The following is a 19,897-nucleotide window of genomic DNA, read 5'->3' as shown; positions in this document are numbered from 1 at the left end:
ACCCTAGCTCATTTCATTGATTATTCAATGATAATCTCATCTAAGAATATATAAGCTTCTTTTCCTTTTAAACTATGCCATTTAGGAAGAGAACCATAATTGTCTATTTCTATTTTAATATATCTAGCCTGAAGGGGAGAGAAGTCTAACTTGAAATCAGTAATACCATCACTAGTTTCTTGAGTAGTTTTTTCTCCTTTTTTAGTAGCTACTTTATCATATTTTTCACCATCAATTGATGTGTAAATGGAGATTTCTTTTGGTCCAAAGATTCCTTTTTTCTTTTTAATCAGTGTACCAATAATTACAGTTGAAATTTCTTCTGATTTACTTAAATCAATGACGGCTTTAAAATCTCCATGGTTAAACCCGACCCATGTTCCACTATTATAAATCAATGACCCTCTCAAACCATCATGTAGAGGTACTGAACCTTTTGTAAAGTATTTTTCATCAGTTGAAGACAATAGTTCAAGTTCTTTAAAAGCACCTTTATGAAAATTAATACTTCTTTCAGAATATACTTTACCTGAAATAGTTGTCGCCTTTAATGTCAATGATTTGTTGATATGAATTGGCTCTTTATATATCAAACTTTTATTGGTAGGTATGGTACCGTCTAAAGTATAGTAAATAGGAGAAGGAGAAGTAGTTTCTAAAGTAGCAACAAGATCCCTTGATGTTGTGTCAGCTTTAATTTCAGTGACAACATTAAAAAGGTGAGTAGCATAATTGATATTCATTAAATCATAAAGTTTTTGAATATAATTTAATCTATTTTTAAAGCTCTCCCAATTTTTATGATCAGGGGTTGACCATGCAATTTCTGATAATGCTGTAATTCTAGGAACTAGCATATATTCTACTTTTTGTCCTGTTTTCATGTATTCCGTCCAAACATTTCCCTGAACACCAATAATGTATTTTTGTTCTTCTGTTGAAAGACTTGAAGGAATAGGCTCATATCCATATACCTCTTTGACTGAAGTATAACCACCAACTGCCATAGGTTCATTCTCTATATCTTCATTTTGATAGTGATCAAAGTAAACAAAATTACCAGGAGTCATGATAACCTCATGCTTTTCTTTTGCAGCTGCAATTCCTCCTTCTGTACCTCTCCAAGACATTACAGTTGCATTAGGAGCTAAACCGCCTTCTAAAATTTCATCCCAACCTATCATTCGTTTACCTTTTCCATTGATATATTTTTCCATTCGTTGAACGAAATAGCTTTGCAATTCATGTTCGTTATTTAACCCTTCATCTTTAATTCTTTTCTGACATTTTGGACATTTTTTCCATTGTGATTTTGGACATTCATCTCCACCTATATGAATATATTCAGAAGGAAATAAAGGAAGGATTTCGTCTATAATATCTTCTAAAAAAGAATAGGTGTCATCATTCCCAGCACAATAGACGTCTTCAAAAACACCAAAGGTTTGAGCAGCTTCGTAAGGACCACCTGTACAACCAAATTCTGGATAAGAAGATAATGCAGCCAAAGCATGTCCGGGCAATTCAATTTCAGGAATAACTTGCATACCACGTTCTTTTGCATATTGAACTATCTCTTTGACTTCCTCTTGTGTATAAAAACCACCATATCTTTTTCCATCATATGTATTACTACTACCATGATGTCCGACTACAGTTCCATTTCTATAGCCACCTATTGAAGTCAATTTAGGGTATTTCTTTATTTCAATTCTCCATCCTTGGTCTTCTGTAAGGTGCCAATGAAATGTATTGATTTTATGCAATGAAAGAATATCAATGTATTTCTTGATAAATGTAACTGGAAACAGATGTCTACCAACATCTAGATGCATTCCTCTATAAGCAAATCTTGGTTGATCTTTAATAATTAAAGATGGAAAAGAGTTTTGAGGGTGATTTACTATAACTTGTCTTAGCGTTTGTATCCCCCATAGAATTGCTTGTTCATCACTTCCTTCAACTATAATATTTTGAGGAGTAACTTTTAAAATATATTCCTCCTTTTTCAAAGAATTATTCAAAGTCAATTGAATCTGATTCTTCTGTTGATGCTCAGTTTCATTTAAAGGAGGATTTTTCGTTTGAATGATAAATTCATTCAATAATGCTTTTTGAACATCTAACCCATTTTCAGCGAAAAGTGTAGTTTCATTATTTAAAATAAAATTACCATTCGCATATTGGATTGATGAAGGTTCAGGGATAATGTATACCTGTGAATCACTTGCATTTTTTGTGCATGAAAATAAGATGAAGCATCCTATAATAGAATGAAGTATGAAGTTTTTCATTAGATGTTTGTAGTAGTAGATTATAAATAACTGAAGTACTATAAAGATCTAATATTTAATGTATATTAAAAAGAAAAGCCATGAATTTACATGGCTTTTTGTAGAAAGTATTATTTATAGAGAAGGTCGCTTTCTTCAATTGATGTTCCTGAAATACTAAATAGTTTTACAGGTTTATTCTCTACATTATCCTCTTTTTTATTCTCTTTGTTTTGGTTAGTTATATATTCTTGGTATCCCCAGCAGTTAGGACAATCTTGATATGTGTTTTTGTTTTTCATAGTATTTAATCTAGAGTTAATTATTATTTGATTGATGATTCAAAATTAGTGAATAAGAATAAGTAAGGGAAATTGATATTTTCTATTTCATTATATCTAAAATTGATAGTGATTGTTTAATAAGCAATTAATTTAAATAAAAATATTGATAGAAAGTAATATCATATTTTAGACCTTTTGAAGGGGTATAGTTGATTTGTAAACACTTATTTTATAAGTAGGGTTAAAATTATAATTAACTGTTAATGTTTTATTAAGTTTGATATCAAACTAAATAAATTTTTCTATGTTTGTAACACAGATCGAAAAAATCTCGAGAAAAGAGACTGTTTACAATTGATATGAGAAGCCCTCGGGCTTAAAATGACCAACTAGAAATGAGAAAAATTTTATTATCGTTATCGGTTTTATTAACCGTTACAGGGGCATTATTTGCTCAAAAATCAAAGAAAAATCAAAGACCTAACATTCTTGTTATTATGGGTGATGATGTAGGATATGGAAACATTTCTACATACAACAATGGTATGCTTGCTTACCAAACTCCAAATATTGATAGGATTGGTAAAGAAGGTGTAGTTCTAACATCTGAATATGCGCAGCAATCTTGTACAGCTGGTAGAGCAGCATTTATTACAGGTCAGTCACCATTAAGAACAGGTTTATCTACTATCGGTATGCCAGGTTCTAAAATTGGTATTCAAAAAGAAGATCCAACAATTGCTGAGATCTTAAAACCACTTGGATATACTTCAGGTCAATTTGGTAAAAACCACTTAGGTGATAGAGATGAATTTTTACCAACAAATCATGGTTTCGATGAATTCTTTGGTAACCTTTACCACTTGAATGCGGAAGAAGAGCCAGAAGATCCTGCTTACCCTACTGATCCAGAATTCAAGAAAAAATATGGTCCAAGAGGTGTAATTCACTCATATGCTGATGGTCGTATCTCTGATACTGGTCCATTAAATAAAAAAAGAATGGAAACTGTTGATGCTGAATTCATGAACGCATCTATCAATTTCATGGAAAATGCTGTAAAAGAAGATAAACCTTTCTTCGTATGGTTTAATTCTACTCGTATGCACGTTTTCACTCACTTAACTGAAGAGTCTAAAAAATTAGTTCACGATTACGGTTTATATGGAGCTGGTATGACTGAATTAGACAATCAAGTTGGAGAGTTATTATCAACTTTAGAACGTTTAGGTGTTGAAGATAATACAATTGTAATTTTTACAACTGATAACGGTGTTGAAAAAATGACATGGCCTGATGGTGGTATCTCTCCATTTAGAGGTGAAAAAGGATCTACTTGGGAAGGTGGTGTAAGAGTGCCTTTCGTTATCAAGTACCCTAACGGTATTAAAGAAACTGGTCGTAGATTAAATGGTATTGTTTCTCACGAAGATATGATGCCAACATTATATGCTGCTGTTACTGGTCAAGATGATTTGAAAGAAACATTGAAAACAGGTTACAAAGGTGAAGAATCTACCTACAAAGTACATTTGGATGGATACAACCAATGGGATTACTTCACTGGTAAAGAGGAAAAATCAAGAAGAGATACTTTCTTCTATGTAGCTGACAATGGTATGATTCAAGCTATGCGTTGGAACGATTGGAAAATCCACTTCATTATTCAAGAAGGTGAAGGTCCTGACATGTGGTTCTCAGGTCATAGGTTTGCATTATCATGGCCAAAAATCTACAACTTAGGTCAAGATCCTTACGAAATGGCTGATCATTCAGGTATGTACTTGAAGTGGTACGGACAAAAAATGTGGTTATTTGTTCCTGCAAAAGAGAAGTTAGGTGAATTCTTTATGTCATTCAAAGATTTCCCTCCACGCCAACGTCCAGAACTATTATCTCCTGGCAAAATGCAAGAGATGTTATACCAAATGATGGACAGAACTCCGAAGAATTAATCGTATATATTCTATATATTGCAAGCCCCATCACTAGTTTTAGTGTTGGGGCATTTTTATTTATACTAAATTATTTCCAGTTACTCTTTTAGTAGATCGTTTATTTAATCCAAAACCAAAAATTGCCCCACAGATTCCACCAACAATATGAGCAAGTTGTGAAATATTGTCATTATCAAATACGTTTAAAAGTTCTTGCCCGATAAATAAGAAAACTATTAATATGAAAGTTAATGGGATACTTCCTTTTTGTACATTGACAATTGAGCTCAATAAAATAAACATAAATACTACACCGCTAGCACCAAGTAATCCACTACTTAGAAAGATTGCATTGATCATTCCAGTAATGAAAGCAGTAACAACGATCATATATAATAATTGTTTGCTTCCATATTTTTCTTCCAATATTGGCCCTAATAGAAGGATATAAGTGAAATTACTCATGAAATGTCCCCAATTAGCATGGCCAATAACATGAGAGAATAAACGAAAATATGTTATTGGATTACTTAAACTCATTTGACCAAAACCACCAACTGAGAATATCCCTGTTAGAAATTCTAAGCCGAAAAATTCTTTAAGAATGATAAATGTGGCACTAATAAAAGTAAAAGTAAGTGTTACTGGGGCGTTATATTGAATTTTCATAATTTGACATTTTTGCGTGCTAAATATTCATATTTATCCACCACATCCGATAATTTTATTAAATGAAGGCATTTCTTCTGTTTCTATAATTGAGGGTTTTTCGTCCTCTTTTGGTACAAAAGGAGTATGGATTACTCCTCCGCAGTTATCTATAATAGCGCCTGTCACACTTTTAAGACAATTAATTTCATTTTTTAAACGTAGGCAACCTAGAAAAGCAAAAAGTAAGGCTTCTTTATGAGTAATAATTTCTTTTTCAGGAATAACAACATCAATATTTTTACTGTGATATTGTATTCGATCCATCAAAAAAGTATTAAATGTACCTCCACCCGTTACTAATAGTTTTTCTTTACCAAAATGTAATTTTGAACTTTCTGATGCAAAATCAAGAACTCTACTAATTTGAATAGCTGTATGCTCAATAGAAGTAGCTAATCGATCTTCTAATTTATCAATTTTAGAAATCAATGGTAAATAGGTATCCACAAACCACTCTTTTCCTAATGATTTTACTTCGAAAGTAGAATAAAATGACAATTGATTTAATTGATGAAGAATATCTTGATCGATTGTTCCCTTTTTGGAAATTTCTCCATTTTCATCGAATTCTTTTCCAATTTCTCTGACAAAATGATTCAATGGCATATTGGCAGGAGCAATATCAAAAGCAATTGTTTCATTATTTATTTCAAAAGAAATATTGGCAATACCTCCAAGATTTAAACGGTAATGATATTCATGAAATAAAAGGCGGTCACCTATGGGAACTAAAGGAGCTCCTTGTCCTTGAAAAGCAACATCAGCAACTCTAAAATCATTTATAACATTACAACCCGAATATCTAGCTATGGCAGGGCCATGACCAATTTGAGATGTAATTCCAATTTCAGGTTGATGAAAAATTGTATGACCATGACTGCAAACAAAATCAGCTTTTAGGTTGTTCTTGTCTATGAATGATCTAACATGTTTACCAAATTTTCTACCTAATGCACGATCAAGTTTTATATATTCATATGCAGAAAGATGTTCTGCAGAGTTCAATTTATCTCTCCATTCCTCATCATAGTCAATACTATCCGTATGAGGCATTATATATCGCCAATGTTTTTGGCTATCTTTCCAAAATTCAGCATAACATAGGTCTATTCCGTCCAAACTTGTACCGGACATCACACCTATTAAACGAAATTTGTTTTTACTACTCATTTTAGTTAAAGATTTAAGTCTTTTAATTTCGCATATACATTTATAAAAAGCAATGAAAATACATACTTACGTAGAAATAGTTACAATAGGAGATGAAATCCTATATGGACAAATTACCGATACCAATTCACAATGGATGGGAACAGAATTAAATAAAAAAGGTTTCAAAGTAATACGTAAAACTTCAATAGGTGATACCAAAGAAGAAATATTGAATATTCTTGATGAAGCCCAATCAAGAGCAGATATTGTATTAATAACAGGAGGATTAGGACCAACAAAAGACGATATAACCAAAAAAACGATTGCTGAATATTTTGGTGTAGAAATGACTTTCCATCAAGAAGTGTATGATAATATTGCTGAACTTTTCAAGGCTAGAAATAGAGAACTCACTGAGTTAAATAGATTACAAGCTGAAGTTCCTGCTAATGGAAAAGTACTGATGAATAAAGTGGGAACAGCTCCAGGAATGTGGTTTGAAAATGGAAGTAAAACAATTGTATCAATGCCAGGTGTACCTCATGAGATGAAGCATTTAATGGAAAATTATGTTTTAAATCAACTTCAAGAAAAATATAAAACACCATTTATTCAACACAAAATGTTGAGAACTATGGGAATTCCTGAATCTCAACTAGCTGTTTTGATTGAAGATTGGGAAGAAAATTTACCAGAGGAATTAAGTTTAGCTTACTTACCTAGATTAGGTCAAGTTAGATTGAGAATTACAGCAACTGGTTTTAATAAAGAAGCTTTGGATAAGAAAGTAGAAAAAGCAGTAACTGAACTTAGAAGTATTTTAAAGGAAAAATTATATGCCGAAGATGATGTAGATATAGAACAAGTTTTAGTCAATCTTTTAAATGAAAATAAATTAACTCTTGCTACTGCTGAATCTTGTACAGGTGGAAATGTAGCAAAATCAATAACTTCAATTCCCGGATGTTCATCTATTTATAAGGGAGGAATTGTATCATATAGTAATGAAATTAAAATAACTCAGTTAGGTGTAAAGAAAGAAAGTATAGAAAGATTTGGTGCAGTAAGTGAAGATGTAGCAATACAAATGGCAAAAAATGTTCGTAAGAAATATAATACAGACTTTGGAATTTCAACAACAGGAATAGCAGGGCCAGGAGGAGGGACTGAAGAAAAACCTGTTGGTACAGTTTGGATTGCTTTGTCATCAAAAGATAAAACAGAAGCTAAACTATTACAACTCTATAATAACCGAAAACTAAATGTAACAATATCAACAAACACAATTTTTAAATGGTTATTTGAAGAAGTAAATGGACTTATTTAAGTCCATTTTTTTTATTAAATGATTTTTTTAAGAACAAATAGCCTGTTTTTTATATAAAATTCTGATAATCTAGTTTTTTATAAGTGTAAATAAAACATAATGAAAAATAACACTTAAGCTATTAATTAACAGTTGTTTATATAGTGATTTGTGTATTAATGTAGTAATGAAAGTGAAAAAATGTGTTTAACCTTTTTTTGAAAATTTTAAAAGCAGTTGTAAAATTGTATAACGACGTCAGGTAATGAAATGAAAATTTAAAGTCTATTTTATGATTGAAGTATAAACTAATTTTTTTGTTTTACATTCTAAACTAAAACACAATTTATAAAACCAGAACGTAAAGCATTTCAATAACTACGTTTAGCTACTTGCTAAAAATGAAAGAGTCCTTAGGGCCTCATTATTACTTTTTATTATTTCTTTTTACTAAAAAAAACATGCACAAACTATTAAATCTTAGAAGCAAAATTTGGGCTTTCTCATTTGCTTTTGTGTTGCTTTTTAGTGCTCAACTTTGGGCACAAGAAAAAGTGTTGACAGGTACAATATTAGATGAATCTTCTGCACCACTGCCAGGAGTAAACGTGAAAATTAAAGGCACTACTGTAGGTACTGTAACTGATTTCAATGGTAAATTTAAGTTAAATGTACCAGCAGATGCTGAAACTTTAGTTTTTTCATTTGTAGGTTATGAAACTTTAGAACAAGCTATTGGAAGTAAAACTACATTTGATATTAATTTAGATATTGATCAAGAACAACTTGAAGAAGTTGTAGTTGTTGGTTACGGGGTAAAAAAGAAATCCTTAGTAACTGGTGCAATTGCAAGTGTTGATTCAGATGAAATGATCAGCTCTGTAGTTTCACCTCAACAAGCACTTCAAGGTAAGGCTGCAGGTGTTTCTGTTACTCCTCAATCAGGTTCTCCTGGTAACGGATTAAAAATTCGTATTCGTGGAGCAAGTTCTAATGGAAACAGTGATCCATTATACATTGTTGATGGTATGAAGACAGGTGATATCAGCTTCTTATCACCTCAAGATATTGAATCAATGGAAGTACTAAAAGATGCAGCATCATCAGCAATTTATGGTACAGAAGGTGCTAATGGTGTTGTAATGATTACTACAAAATCAGGTAAGAAAGGTACTTCAAAAATTGATTACTCATTCCAGTATGGTATTCAATCAATCGGTAATACACCAAGCATGATGAATGCTACTCAGTATAATGAATTTATGACTGATAGAGACCCTAGTTTTACCGTTAATGAATTAGCACCAGGTAGCAGTGCTCAAGGTACGAATTGGGTAGATGAAGTTGCTCAACAAGCTCCAATGGTTAATCATAATTTAGCATTTTCTGGAGGCTCAGATAAAGGTACATACTTATTGAGTGCTGGTTATACATCACAAGATGGTATTATTGGAGGTGATAAAGCTAGTTATGAAAGAATAACTGGTAGATTAAACTTAAGAAGAGATGTTAAAGAATGGTTAGATATTCAAGCTAATGTTGCATTTACTAACTCATCAAGAAGATCTGTAGCAGAGGATGATGCTTATCAAGGTGTATTAAATAGTGCATTAATGATGGATCCAAATATCTCACCAACATATGCTCCTAATCAATTGCCATCTTATATGCAAGATGCAGTTAATGCTGGTCAATTGTTATTGACTGATTCAAAAGGTCATTATTATGGTATTTCAAGTAGATTTGGTGTTGATGGTGATACTTATAACCCATTCATTCGTTTAGAGAATGAAAGAGGTATTTATACTGAAAATAAAGTTGTTTCAACAGGTCAAATTAATTTAAAGCCAATTAAAGGTTTAACAATTAGTTCAAGAATTGGTGTTGATTTAGGATATGGAAGTTATAACAGTTTTAACCCATCTTTCTGGGTACATGATCAAGCATTAAGTAATGCTCCTACAGTATCTATCAATGAAACTGCTTGGAATACTTGGTTATGGGAAAACTTTGCTACTTATACAAAAGAAATTAATAAGCACTCATTTACTTTATTGGCAGGTATGTCAGCTCAAGAAAATAATTGGAGAGGTACATACACAAGAGCTGGTAATATGGTTCAAGAAATTGATGAATTTAGATATCCTGATTTTGTAACATCAAGAGAGAATGACCGAGTAACAGGTTCTGCATCTAAAAGAACGATGACTTCATACTTTGGACGTTTATCATATAACTATGATAACAGATATATGTTAGAGGCGACTTTACGTAGAGACGGTTCTTCATTATTTGGTCCAGCTTACAGACAAGCTAATTTCCCTTCAATATCTCTTGGTTGGAATGTTTCTAATGAATCTTTCTGGCAAGTTAAAGCAATTGATTACTTGAAAGTTAGAGCAAGTTGGGGACAAAATGGTAGTATTTCTAACTTAGGTGAAGGTCAGTTTAACTCTTATATTACTACAGCTAATATTGCATATCCTGATGCTCAAGGAACACCATTACCAGGTGCTGAGCCAGAGTTATTAGCTAATGAAAACTTAAGATGGGAAAGATCAGAGCAAACAGATATTGGTATCGATTTAAGAGCTTTTGATAGCAAACTTTATTTCACATTTGACTATTATAAGAAATTAACGAAAGATCTACTTACTCCTGCTACTCCACCACCATCTTTAGGTAATAATGCTCCTTTTGCTAATGCAGGTGTAGTTTCAAATGAAGGTTTTGAATTCATTTTAGGTTACAGAAATAAGGAAAAAGCATTTACATATGATGTAAGCTTTAATGCTTCAATCAATAATAATGAAGTAATTAGCGTGAGTGACGAATTTACGGAAATTGCAGGGGCTGGCTTACCAACATTAAATACTCTAACATATTTCGAAGAAGGTCAACCTATCTGGTACTACAGAGGTTACAAAACTGATGGTATCTTCAGAGATCAACAGCATGTAAGTCAGTGGATCGAAGAAAATGGTATCACTGATGACGCATCAGGCTTTAGTCCAGGTGATGTAATAGTAAAAGATGTAAATGGCGATGGTACTATTAATGAGGAGGATTTGACAAATATTGGTTCTCCACACCCAACATTTATCTATGGTGCTAATATTAACCTTGGTTATAAAGGTTTTGACTTGAATATCTTCTTACAAGGAGCTACTGGTAACCAAAACTTTATTGGTTTCATTAGAGCGGATAGATATACAAATAACAGGTTACAAAGTATTACACAAGATCGTTGGAGACAAGATGGTGATGTAGCTACATACCCAAGAGCTTCATATGATAGCGACAGATATTATAAGAGTGATCTTCTTGTACAAGATGCTACTTATTTAAAGATTAGACAGATTCAATTAGGTTATACATTACCTTCAAATATTGCTAAGAAAGCGTTCCTTGCTAATGCAAGAGTTTATGTATCTCTTAATGACTTCTTCACTTTCACAAATTATGATGGTTTAGATCCTGAAGTTGGTAGTGGTGGTAATAATTCTCAAGGTATTGATTATGGTACTTACCCAATCTCAAGAAAAGTTCTTTTCGGTATTTCTACTTCATTCTAAGTCTAATTTAAATTTATAACAAAATGAATATTAAAAATATAAAGAAACTCATTGCTGTATTAGGTGCTTCAGTAATGATTTCATCTTGCTCTTCTGATTTTTTAGATGTGGCTCCTTACGGTAGAACTCCTGCGGAATCATATTATCAGACTGAAGAGGATTTATCACTAGCTTTGGTTGGAGCATATGATATGTTAAGCTCAGATCAACTTCAAGGTTGGTCAAGTTGCTATGTAATTAAGAATTTACCATCAGATGATGTGAATTGTGGTGGTGGTAGTGCAACTGATCAACCTCAATATCAACAAATTGATGATTTTCAGTGGAATTCAGAAAATTCTGCAGTGTATGCTCTTTTCAATATCAACTATTATGGTATTTATAGAGTAAACCAAATTATAAAAAATGCTCCAGCTGATGGAGGTCCTGTGGTTAACCGTATGGTTGGTGAAGCAAAGTTTTTGAGAGCTTATTTCTACTTTGAATTAGTAACAGCTTTTGGAGGTGTTCCTTTAAGATTAGAACCACCTACAAGTATTAGTGATAGTCAGCCAAGAGCAACAAAAGATGAAGTTTATGCACAAATCGAACAGGATTTAAGTGAAGCTATTGAATCTCTTCCGAATAAATCTGTTTTTGAAGGTACAGGTGATGCTTTTAGAGCAAATAAACAAGCTGCACAAGGTTTGTTAGGAAAAGTGCGTGTTTATAGTGGGGATTATGCCGGAGCAATTGGGCCACTAGAGTCTGTTATGAATACTGAAGGTTCCGAAGTGAGCTTAACTCCAAATTTTCAACATTTAACTTTGGAAGTTACAGAGTTTGGCAAAGAATCTTTATTTGAAGCTTCATTTGTATCTGATGGTGCGAACTGGGGTAATGCAACATGGAATAGACAAAATTTAGATAATAGACATATTCAATTGTCGGGTCCTAGATCATTAGAAGATATTGCTGGTGCAACTCCTTCAGAGAGTTCTAAATTAGTAGCAGGTTGGGGTTTCTTACCTCCAACACAGAAGTTATTTGATGCTTTCGAGCCTACTGATGGTAGAAGAAATGCAACAATTTTAGATGCTGCTGGTTTAGAGGCACTTTATGGACAAAAATTTAACGATGGTTGGGATACTGAAGGTCTAGTGAGAACTAAGTATACAACTTTTACATCTGAAACTACTGATGTAGATGGAGCAACTCCAGAATTGAATTATACAACAAACTGGAGATTGTTAAGATATGGTGATGTTGTATTATTAGCAGCAGAAGCTTATTACAGAGAAGGTAGAGAAGCAGAATCTAGAGCTATGCTTAATAAATTAAGACAAAGAGCTGGAGGTTTATCTGACTACGATGCATCAGTATCTGGACAGTCATTATTCGATGCTATAGTAAATGAGCGTCAAGTTGAAATGGCTTATGAAGGTTCAAGATATTGGGATCTTGTTAGATGGGGATTAGCTGAACAAGAGTTAGGAAGCTTAGGTTTCCAAGCTGGTAAACATGAATTATTCCCAATTCCTTTAGCAGAGATAATAGCGAATGCAGAAATTGGTCCTGAAGATCAAAACCCTGGATACTAATATTTATCTTCTTAAACTAAGTAAAAAACTGAAAGATACTTTATGTGTCTTTCAGTTTTTTTTATTCCTAATATTTATCCATTAATCAATCCTTATTAAGATCAGAATCACTGATAGAATATAGTATTAGATTGTTGCAACTCTATTATAATTAAGAAAGCTGTTTTTGAAAGATTGATAAACCACAAAACAGAGGAGGTAATATATTTTTATTTAAATAGATTTTATATTCTTTAAATAAAAGTAATGCTGCATTTAAGATCAATGTGAATATTTATATTACGTATTGATAATAACTAAATATATGTCTTTATATTACTGTTATACAGGTGAATATAAAATATTGATGTATTAATGTTGTATTAAAAGTGTAAAAAAGTAGCTTCTATTTTTTTAATATTTTATTGAATCTAGATAACATTGTGTGTTGAAAATATTGAAATGAATTTAATCAATTAAGAGTAATGACTTTACTTCTTAATATTAAAAAAATGAAAGAATTATTATACGTCATATTTTTTACGTTTTACTTTTCGTTATCTACTTCTGCTCAAGACAAAGGTTGGGAAATTAAAACTGAACAAAGAACAAACTATCATCCTATTGCATTAGCTAATGGTATGATAGGCATTGTCCCTTCTGAATCACCTTTAAAAATAAAAGAAGTGATCTTGAATGGAGTTTGGGATATTTATGGTAGAGGAGATGTTTCAAATATTGTCCAAGGAATAAATTTCTTAAACTTGGATATTCAGATTGATGATGATGATAATTCAATTCAGAAGATTTCTAATTGGCAACAAGAACTTGATTTAAAAGAAGCTTCATTAACAACTTCATTTGTTCAGAATAAAAAAATTAAAGTAGAAAATGAACTTTTAGCCTTAAGGCATCTTGCATATTCTGGTATGTCTAAAGTAAAAATTACTGCTTTGGAAGATGTGAAAATCAAGGTCTCAAATGAGATATTAGTTCCTGAAGTGAATCAAGAGGGAAAAGGAATGTTTCATCAATATGGAAAAGAGAAAGAGGTTAACTTACATTCTTTATCTGCATTTTCTCCTACTGGTAAATATTGTTTAGCAGCTACATCTTCTTTTATTTTTGATCATAATTTTAAACCATCATTTGAATATAATTTGATTAATGCAAAACAAAGTAATTTATCTTTTGAAAAATTCTTACAAAAAGGAGAAGTATTTGAGTTTGTATTAGTAGGATCAATTTGTAATACAGCACAATCTGTAGATGCTATAAATGAAGCAGAGAGAAAAGCAATTTATGCTCACTTAGAAGGTTATGAAAGGCTTCATAAAAGACATTTGTCTGCATGGGAAAGCTTGTGGGAAAGTGATATCATAATTGATGGTGATCTTGAAGCGCAGTTAGATGTTAGACTTCAGCTTTTTAACCTTTATTCTTTCCAAAGAGAAGGAACAAGACTATCAATATCCCCTGTTGGTTTATCTGGAAATGGTTATAATGGTCATATTTTTTGGGATACTGAATTATGGATGTTTCCAACTTATTTATTATTTCAGCCAGCATTGGCAAAGAATATTCTAGATTATAGAATTGATAGATTAGATCAAGCAAAAAAGAATGCCTTTATGAATGGATATAAAGGAGTTATGTTTCCTTGGGAGTCTGCATTAAGTGGTGAAGAAGACACACCAACTTGGGCATTAACAGGACCTTTTGAACAGCATATCACTTCTTGTATTGGATTAGCTTTTTGGAAATACTATCAGGTAACTCAAGATAAGGATTGGCTTGCTAACTCTGGGTATGAAGTTTTATCGAATATAGCAGATTTTTGGGTAAGTAGAGTTGAAAAAGATACAGAAGGAGTATGTCACATTAATAATGTAGTATGTGCTGATGAATATGCTGAAAATGTGAATGATAATGCATTTACAAATGCATCAGCAATAAAAGTCTTAAAAGCTACTATTAAAGCATCTAAAATATTAGGTAAACCTATAAAAGAAGAGTGGGTTTATGTTTCTGAAAATATACCTGTCATTCACCAAAATGGTATTACAATGGAATATGAAGGCTATGATGGAAGAACCATTAAGCAGGTGGATGTTAATTTACTTTCTTTTCCTCTTCAATACTTTGAAGATCAAGAGCAAATAAAAAGAAATTTAGATTTCTATGAACCTAAGATAGCATATAATGCACCTGCAATGTCACATTCAATTTTATCAGTTATAGCTTCAAGGTTAGGTGATACAGAAAGAGCTTACCAATTATTTCAAAGAGGGTACAAACCAAATCAAAAACCTCCTTTTAATGCCTTTTCAGAACAGCCTGATAATGATCTAACTTATTTCGTAACAGGATCTGGTGGAATGTTACAAGCGATGTTATTTGGTTTTGGAGGAATGGAAATCACAGATCAAGGGATTATACAAATTGAATCTAATCTACCTTTAAAATGGAAGAAATTGATATTGAAAGGGGTAGGCAAAGAGAAAAAAACATATACAATAATACAAAAAACAAAATAGGTAATTTGAATAGTGAACAATCTAAACTAAACAACAAGCTGAAATCTTAGTAAAACTAAAATCCAATTAATTGTAAATCTAGGTTTAATGCTTTCTACTGAAGCATTACCTAGAAATTACATAGCTGAGACTTAAACAAAAAATTATCAAAAGAATATGAAAAAGTATTTAAAACTAAATTTCAAATTAGCAGTGACAATTATAATGTCATTGACTTTGAATGCGAAAGCTCAAACTAAAAACCAAATTGCTACTACAGAACAAAAAATTGAGCGTATAATAAATGAAATGACTGTTGATGAAAAAGTAGCAATGTGTCATGCTCAATCAAAATTTTCTAGTGCAGGTGTACCAAGATTAGGAATTCCAGAAATATGGATGTCTGATGGACCTCATGGTGTTAGAGCTGAAATAAATTGGGATAATTGGGGATATGCTGGATGGACGAATGATTCTATTACTGCATTTCCTGCTTTAACGTGTCTGGCTGCAACTTTTAATGAAGACTTATCTTATGAGTATGGAGTTGCTGTTGGTGAAGAAGCACGATATAGAAAAAAAGATATCTTACTTGGTCCAGGAGTTAATATTTACAGAACACCTTTAAATGGCAGAAACTTTGAGTACATGGGAGAAGATCCATTTTTAGCATCAAAAATGGTGGTTCCATATATTAAGGGGGTTCAAACAAATGGTGTAGCAGCATGTGTGAAGCATTTTGTAGCAAATAACCAAGAGTTGTGGAGAGGTCATATTAATGTTAATGAAATCAGTGATCGTGCATTACACGAGATTTATTTGCCAGCATTTAAGGCTGCTGTACAAGAAGGAGACGCTTGGTCGATGATGAGTGCTTATAATCAATTAAGAGGTCAATATTGTTCTCATAATGAACATTTGGTAAATGAAATCTTAAAAGGAGAATGGGGATTTGACGGTGTATTCCTTACGGATTGGGGTGCTGCTCATGATACTAAACAGTCAGCTTTATATGGTTTAGATATTGAAATGGGTACAGGAACTAATGGTTTAACCTATTCGGAAAAGAATCATTATGAGAATTATTATTTAGCAGGACCTTTTAAAGAACTTATAAAAAATGGTGAAGTTGACGAGAATGTTCTTGATGAAAAAGTAAGACGAATTTTACGATTGATGTTTAGAACTAATCTTGCAGATAATAGACCTCTTGGAAGAATCAATACTGTTGAACACCACGAAGTTGCAAGAAGAATAGGTCAACAAGGGGTAGTTTTATTGAAAAATGAAGAAAATTTCTTTCCAATTAATCAAAATAGCGATTTAACTATTGCAGTTATTGGTGAAAATGCAACACGTATGATGACTGTTGGTGGAGGTTCGTCCGAATTGAAAGTTGAATATGAAGTTTCTCCTCTTCAAGGAATTAAAGAAGCATATAAAAATGCAAATATTGTTCATACACTTGGATACGCATCAGGACCTGCAACTTATGGAAGAGTTTTACCTTCACCATATGATGCGGACTCGCTAAAAAATAAAGCAATTGAAATCGCAAAAACAGCAGATGTTGTTTTATTCTTTGGTGGATTGAATAAGAATCATGGTCAGGATTGTGAAGGTGGAGATAGAGAATCCTATGATTTGCCATTTGGACAACCAGAATTAATCACTGAAATAGCTAAAGTAAATCAAAATGTTGGAGTTATTCTTATTAGTGGAAATGCTGTTGCAACCGAATGGTCTAGTGAAGTGAAAGGTATCATGCAAGGTTGGTATCTTGGTTCTGAAACGGGTCATGCATTAGCAGATATTATTTCAGGCAAAGTAAATCCATCTGGTAAATTACCTTTTACTTTTCCAGTTAAATTAGAAGATAATTCTGCACATCATTTTGGTACAATGTCTTATCCAGGAGATTCTATAAATGTCAATTATGAAGATGGAATTTTAGTAGGATATAGATGGCATGAAACCAAAAAAATAGATCCAAAATATGCTTTTGGATATGGTTTATCATACACATCATTTGAAATTTCTGAAGTAAAAATTCTTGAGAAAACTGTTTCTGAAAACGAAAACATCAGTCTCAGCTGTAATTTATCAAATACTGGTAGTCTTGAGGGAGCTGAAGTTATTCAAGTATATGTAGGAAAAAATAAATCAAAAGTTGAAAGAGCTCTCAAAGAATTAAAAGCATACAAAAAAATCAACCTTAAAGAAGGAGAAACAAAAGAAGTGAAAATTAGTATTCCTGTTTCATCATTGAAGTATTATAATGAAGAAACATCTAGTTGGGATCTTGAAAATGGAGATTATTTTATCTATGTGGGAAATGCCTCAAATAAGATTGATAAAAGATTAAAAATAACAATTACTGAAGTAGTAAATTAAACTACAAACATATATTCTTGATAAAATTTGAACTGAAATCAACTTAGCTAGAAACTAAAATCATTTATTCATCAACACTTCAATCTAAAAACATAAAACTAACATGAATCTAAAAGTAACATATATTGTAGCAATTTTTAGTATACTAATACAATCTCAACTATTTGCTCAAATGACTCCTGAAGAGGCAGTTGCTGAGATGGGTAGAGGAATTAATTTAGGAAATACATTGGATGCACCTTATGAAGGAGACTGGGCTTTAAAAGCAGAGGAATATTATTTTGACGCCTATAAAGAAGCAGGTTTTACTTCTGTTAGGATTCCAATTACTTGGCATAATCACGTAGAAACTTCTTCTCCTTATACAGTAGATCCTGTTTTTATGGATCGAGTGGAAGAAATAGTAGATTGGGGGTTATCAAGAGGTTTAATGATTATAATTAATGCTCATCATGAAGGGTGGCTCAAAGAAAACTATTCACCAACAAATATTGCAAGGTTTGAAAGTATTTGGAGACAAATATCAGATAGATTTTATGAAAAATCAGAAAGATTATTATTTGAACCGCTTAATGAGCCAAGGACACATAATAAAAGCTTGACTATTGCTCAAGCAGGTGATGCTAATCAAAGAGCTTTGGATATAATTAGAGAAAAAAATCCAACTCGTAATGTTATAATTTCAGGTACTGGGTGGTCTGCAATTCATGATCTATTAAGTGCTGTGTTTCCAAAAAATGATGATTACATTATTGGTTATTATCATACGTATGATCCCTGGGAATTTTCTTCTGCAGGCAATATTAAAACATGGGGTTCGCAAGATGATAAAAACTATATCGCAAATGAATTTCAGAAAGTTAAAAATTGGAGTGACTCCAATGATATTCCAGTAATTATGAGTGAATTTGGTTCTGTTCATGAAACAGACTTTAATTCTAGAATGAGACATTATGCCACTTTTGTAGAACAATCATTGAATAGAGGGATTTCATTTATGGCTTGGGATGATGGTGGAATGTTTGAAATTTATCAAAGAAGTGATAAAAAATGGCACGAAACAAAAGATATATTAATTCACTATAATGAAAAAACAGCAGATAATTTAAGACTAGAATTGGTAGAAGATTCAATAGTAAATTTATCATGGGAAAATAGAAGTGAGTCTACTGAAAAAATTTACATTGAGAGAAAAATAAGTGATGTTTATGAAGTAATTGATTCGGTTAGCTATAATACACAAGGGTATAATGATACAAGTCTCGTTTTTGGGTCATATCATCAGTATAGAATCATACAGAAGGATGATAATCAAGATCTAATTTCTTATCCACAAAGAATTAATGTAATAAATACAGTAAGAAGTTACTATGAAGGAGCTCCAATAGTAATTCCTGGTATAGTTGAAGTTGAAAATTATGATATTGGAGGAAATCAATTTACATATTCAGACAATGATGATTCTAATCAAGGAAATGCATACAGAGATGATGCTGTAGATATTGAAGCAAGAGAAGATGGTGGGTATCATGTCGGTTATCTAGAAGTAGGTGAATGGTTAGAATATACAGTTGATGTAGATGAATCGCATAAATATAAACTTACAGCTGAAGTGGCTGCAACTAGTGCTGGGGGGAAGTTTACTATATCAAATGATATAAATAACAACACTACTAGCTTTGATATTCCATCCACAAATAGTTGGGAAACAACTACTATGGTAAGTGGAGACATTACCTTAGATGAGGGTATACAGATTTTAAGAATTTATATAGATAAAACACCTGCATTTAATATTGATCGAATAAAGTTTGAAAAGAAAATAGAAGATGAAGTTGTAACTAGTCTTGAATCTTTGGAAGATGAATTATTATCATCAATTTTGATTGGGTATCCTAATCCATTTACATCTAAATTAAATATTGAAGTGAAAAATTTAGAAGGTATTCATAATGATTTACAAATATTGGATGCCATTGGTAATGTGATTTTAAGCCAAAGGTTAACGGAAAAAAGCTTTCAATTAAATTTAGAAGACCTTCCTAATGGTATGTATTTTATGAAATACTCAATAAATGGTCAAGGTTATTGCAAAAAAATAATCAAAAGATAAATAAATATGGTATCTATTCTTAGATCAAAAAATGAAGAATAGATACCTTAAAAAAACTAACTAACTCATTACTTTAA

11 protein-coding genes are annotated in these 19,897 nt (G+C 31.9%); 7 read left to right on the top strand and 4 right to left on the bottom strand.

Annotation, left to right across the window (positions count from 1 at the left end):
• Window positions 1-20: 20 nt before the first annotated feature.
• Together ACXAHM_RS13575 and ACXAHM_RS13570 are read right to left on the bottom strand one after the other, a co-directional pair.
• Window positions 21-2,294 (bottom strand): glycoside hydrolase family 20 protein, encoded by a 2,274-nt coding sequence (locus ACXAHM_RS13575; protein ID WP_474960987.1) that lies wholly within the window; start codon window positions 2,292-2,294, stop codon window positions 21-23.
• Window positions 2,295-2,404: 110 nt separating this feature from the next.
• Window positions 2,405-2,575, bottom strand: a complete 171-nt coding sequence (locus ACXAHM_RS13570) for a hypothetical protein (RefSeq protein ID WP_474960986.1) — start codon at window positions 2,573-2,575, stop codon at window positions 2,405-2,407.
• 377 nt (window positions 2,576-2,952) lie between these two features.
• Between ACXAHM_RS13570 and ACXAHM_RS13565 the strand changes: the two genes are divergently transcribed.
• Complete coding sequence (locus ACXAHM_RS13565) at window positions 2,953-4,512, top strand: arylsulfatase (protein WP_474960985.1); 1,560 nt, start codon at window positions 2,953-2,955, stop codon at window positions 4,510-4,512.
• A 60-nt stretch (window positions 4,513-4,572) separates the two neighbouring features.
• Here the strand turns inward: ACXAHM_RS13565 and ACXAHM_RS13560 are convergent, their stop codons facing one another.
• The gene (locus ACXAHM_RS13560; RefSeq protein ID WP_474960984.1) at window positions 4,573-5,163 is read right to left on the bottom strand and encodes a rhomboid family intramembrane serine protease; all 591 of its coding nucleotides are present in this window, start codon (window positions 5,161-5,163) and stop codon (window positions 4,573-4,575) included.
• A 33-nt stretch (window positions 5,164-5,196) separates the two neighbouring features.
• Entirely contained in the window at window positions 5,197-6,375 is a 1,179-nt protein-coding gene (locus ACXAHM_RS13555; RefSeq protein ID WP_474960983.1) for an anhydro-N-acetylmuramic acid kinase, read from the bottom strand.
• A 52-nt stretch (window positions 6,376-6,427) separates the two neighbouring features.
• Between ACXAHM_RS13555 and ACXAHM_RS13550 the strand changes: the two genes are divergently transcribed.
• From ACXAHM_RS13550 to ACXAHM_RS13525, 6 genes are all read left to right on the top strand, one after another.
• Window positions 6,428-7,684 (top strand): competence/damage-inducible protein A, encoded by a 1,257-nt coding sequence (locus ACXAHM_RS13550; protein ID WP_474960982.1) that lies wholly within the window; start codon window positions 6,428-6,430, stop codon window positions 7,682-7,684.
• A gap of 440 nt (window positions 7,685-8,124) precedes the next feature.
• Window positions 8,125-11,238, top strand: coding sequence for a SusC/RagA family TonB-linked outer membrane protein (locus tag ACXAHM_RS13545; protein WP_474960981.1), 3,114 nt, complete (start codon window positions 8,125-8,127; stop codon window positions 11,236-11,238).
• Between the two features lie 23 nt (window positions 11,239-11,261).
• Window positions 11,262-12,818 carry a RagB/SusD family nutrient uptake outer membrane protein gene (locus ACXAHM_RS13540; RefSeq protein WP_474960980.1) on the top strand — a complete coding sequence of 519 codons (1,557 nt, stop codon included), beginning with the start codon at window positions 11,262-11,264 and terminating at the stop codon, window positions 12,816-12,818.
• 491 nt (window positions 12,819-13,309) lie between these two features.
• Window positions 13,310-15,334, top strand: a complete 2,025-nt coding sequence (locus tag ACXAHM_RS13535) for a glycosyl hydrolase family 95 catalytic domain-containing protein (RefSeq protein ID WP_474960979.1) — start codon at window positions 13,310-13,312, stop codon at window positions 15,332-15,334.
• 156 nt (window positions 15,335-15,490) lie between these two features.
• Entirely contained in the window at window positions 15,491-17,707 is a 2,217-nt protein-coding gene (locus ACXAHM_RS13530; protein ID WP_474960978.1) for a glycoside hydrolase family 3 C-terminal domain-containing protein, read from the top strand.
• Window positions 17,708-17,810: 103 nt separating this feature from the next.
• Complete coding sequence (locus ACXAHM_RS13525; RefSeq protein ID WP_474960977.1) at window positions 17,811-19,820, top strand: cellulase family glycosylhydrolase; 2,010 nt, start codon at window positions 17,811-17,813, stop codon at window positions 19,818-19,820.
• Window positions 19,821-19,897: the final 77 nt, after the last annotated feature.

Source organism: Flammeovirga sp. AWQ4_249 (genome assembly GCF_056161045.1).
Note: the sequence above shows the minus strand (reverse complement) of the source record. Positions and strands in the feature narration are given on the sequence as shown.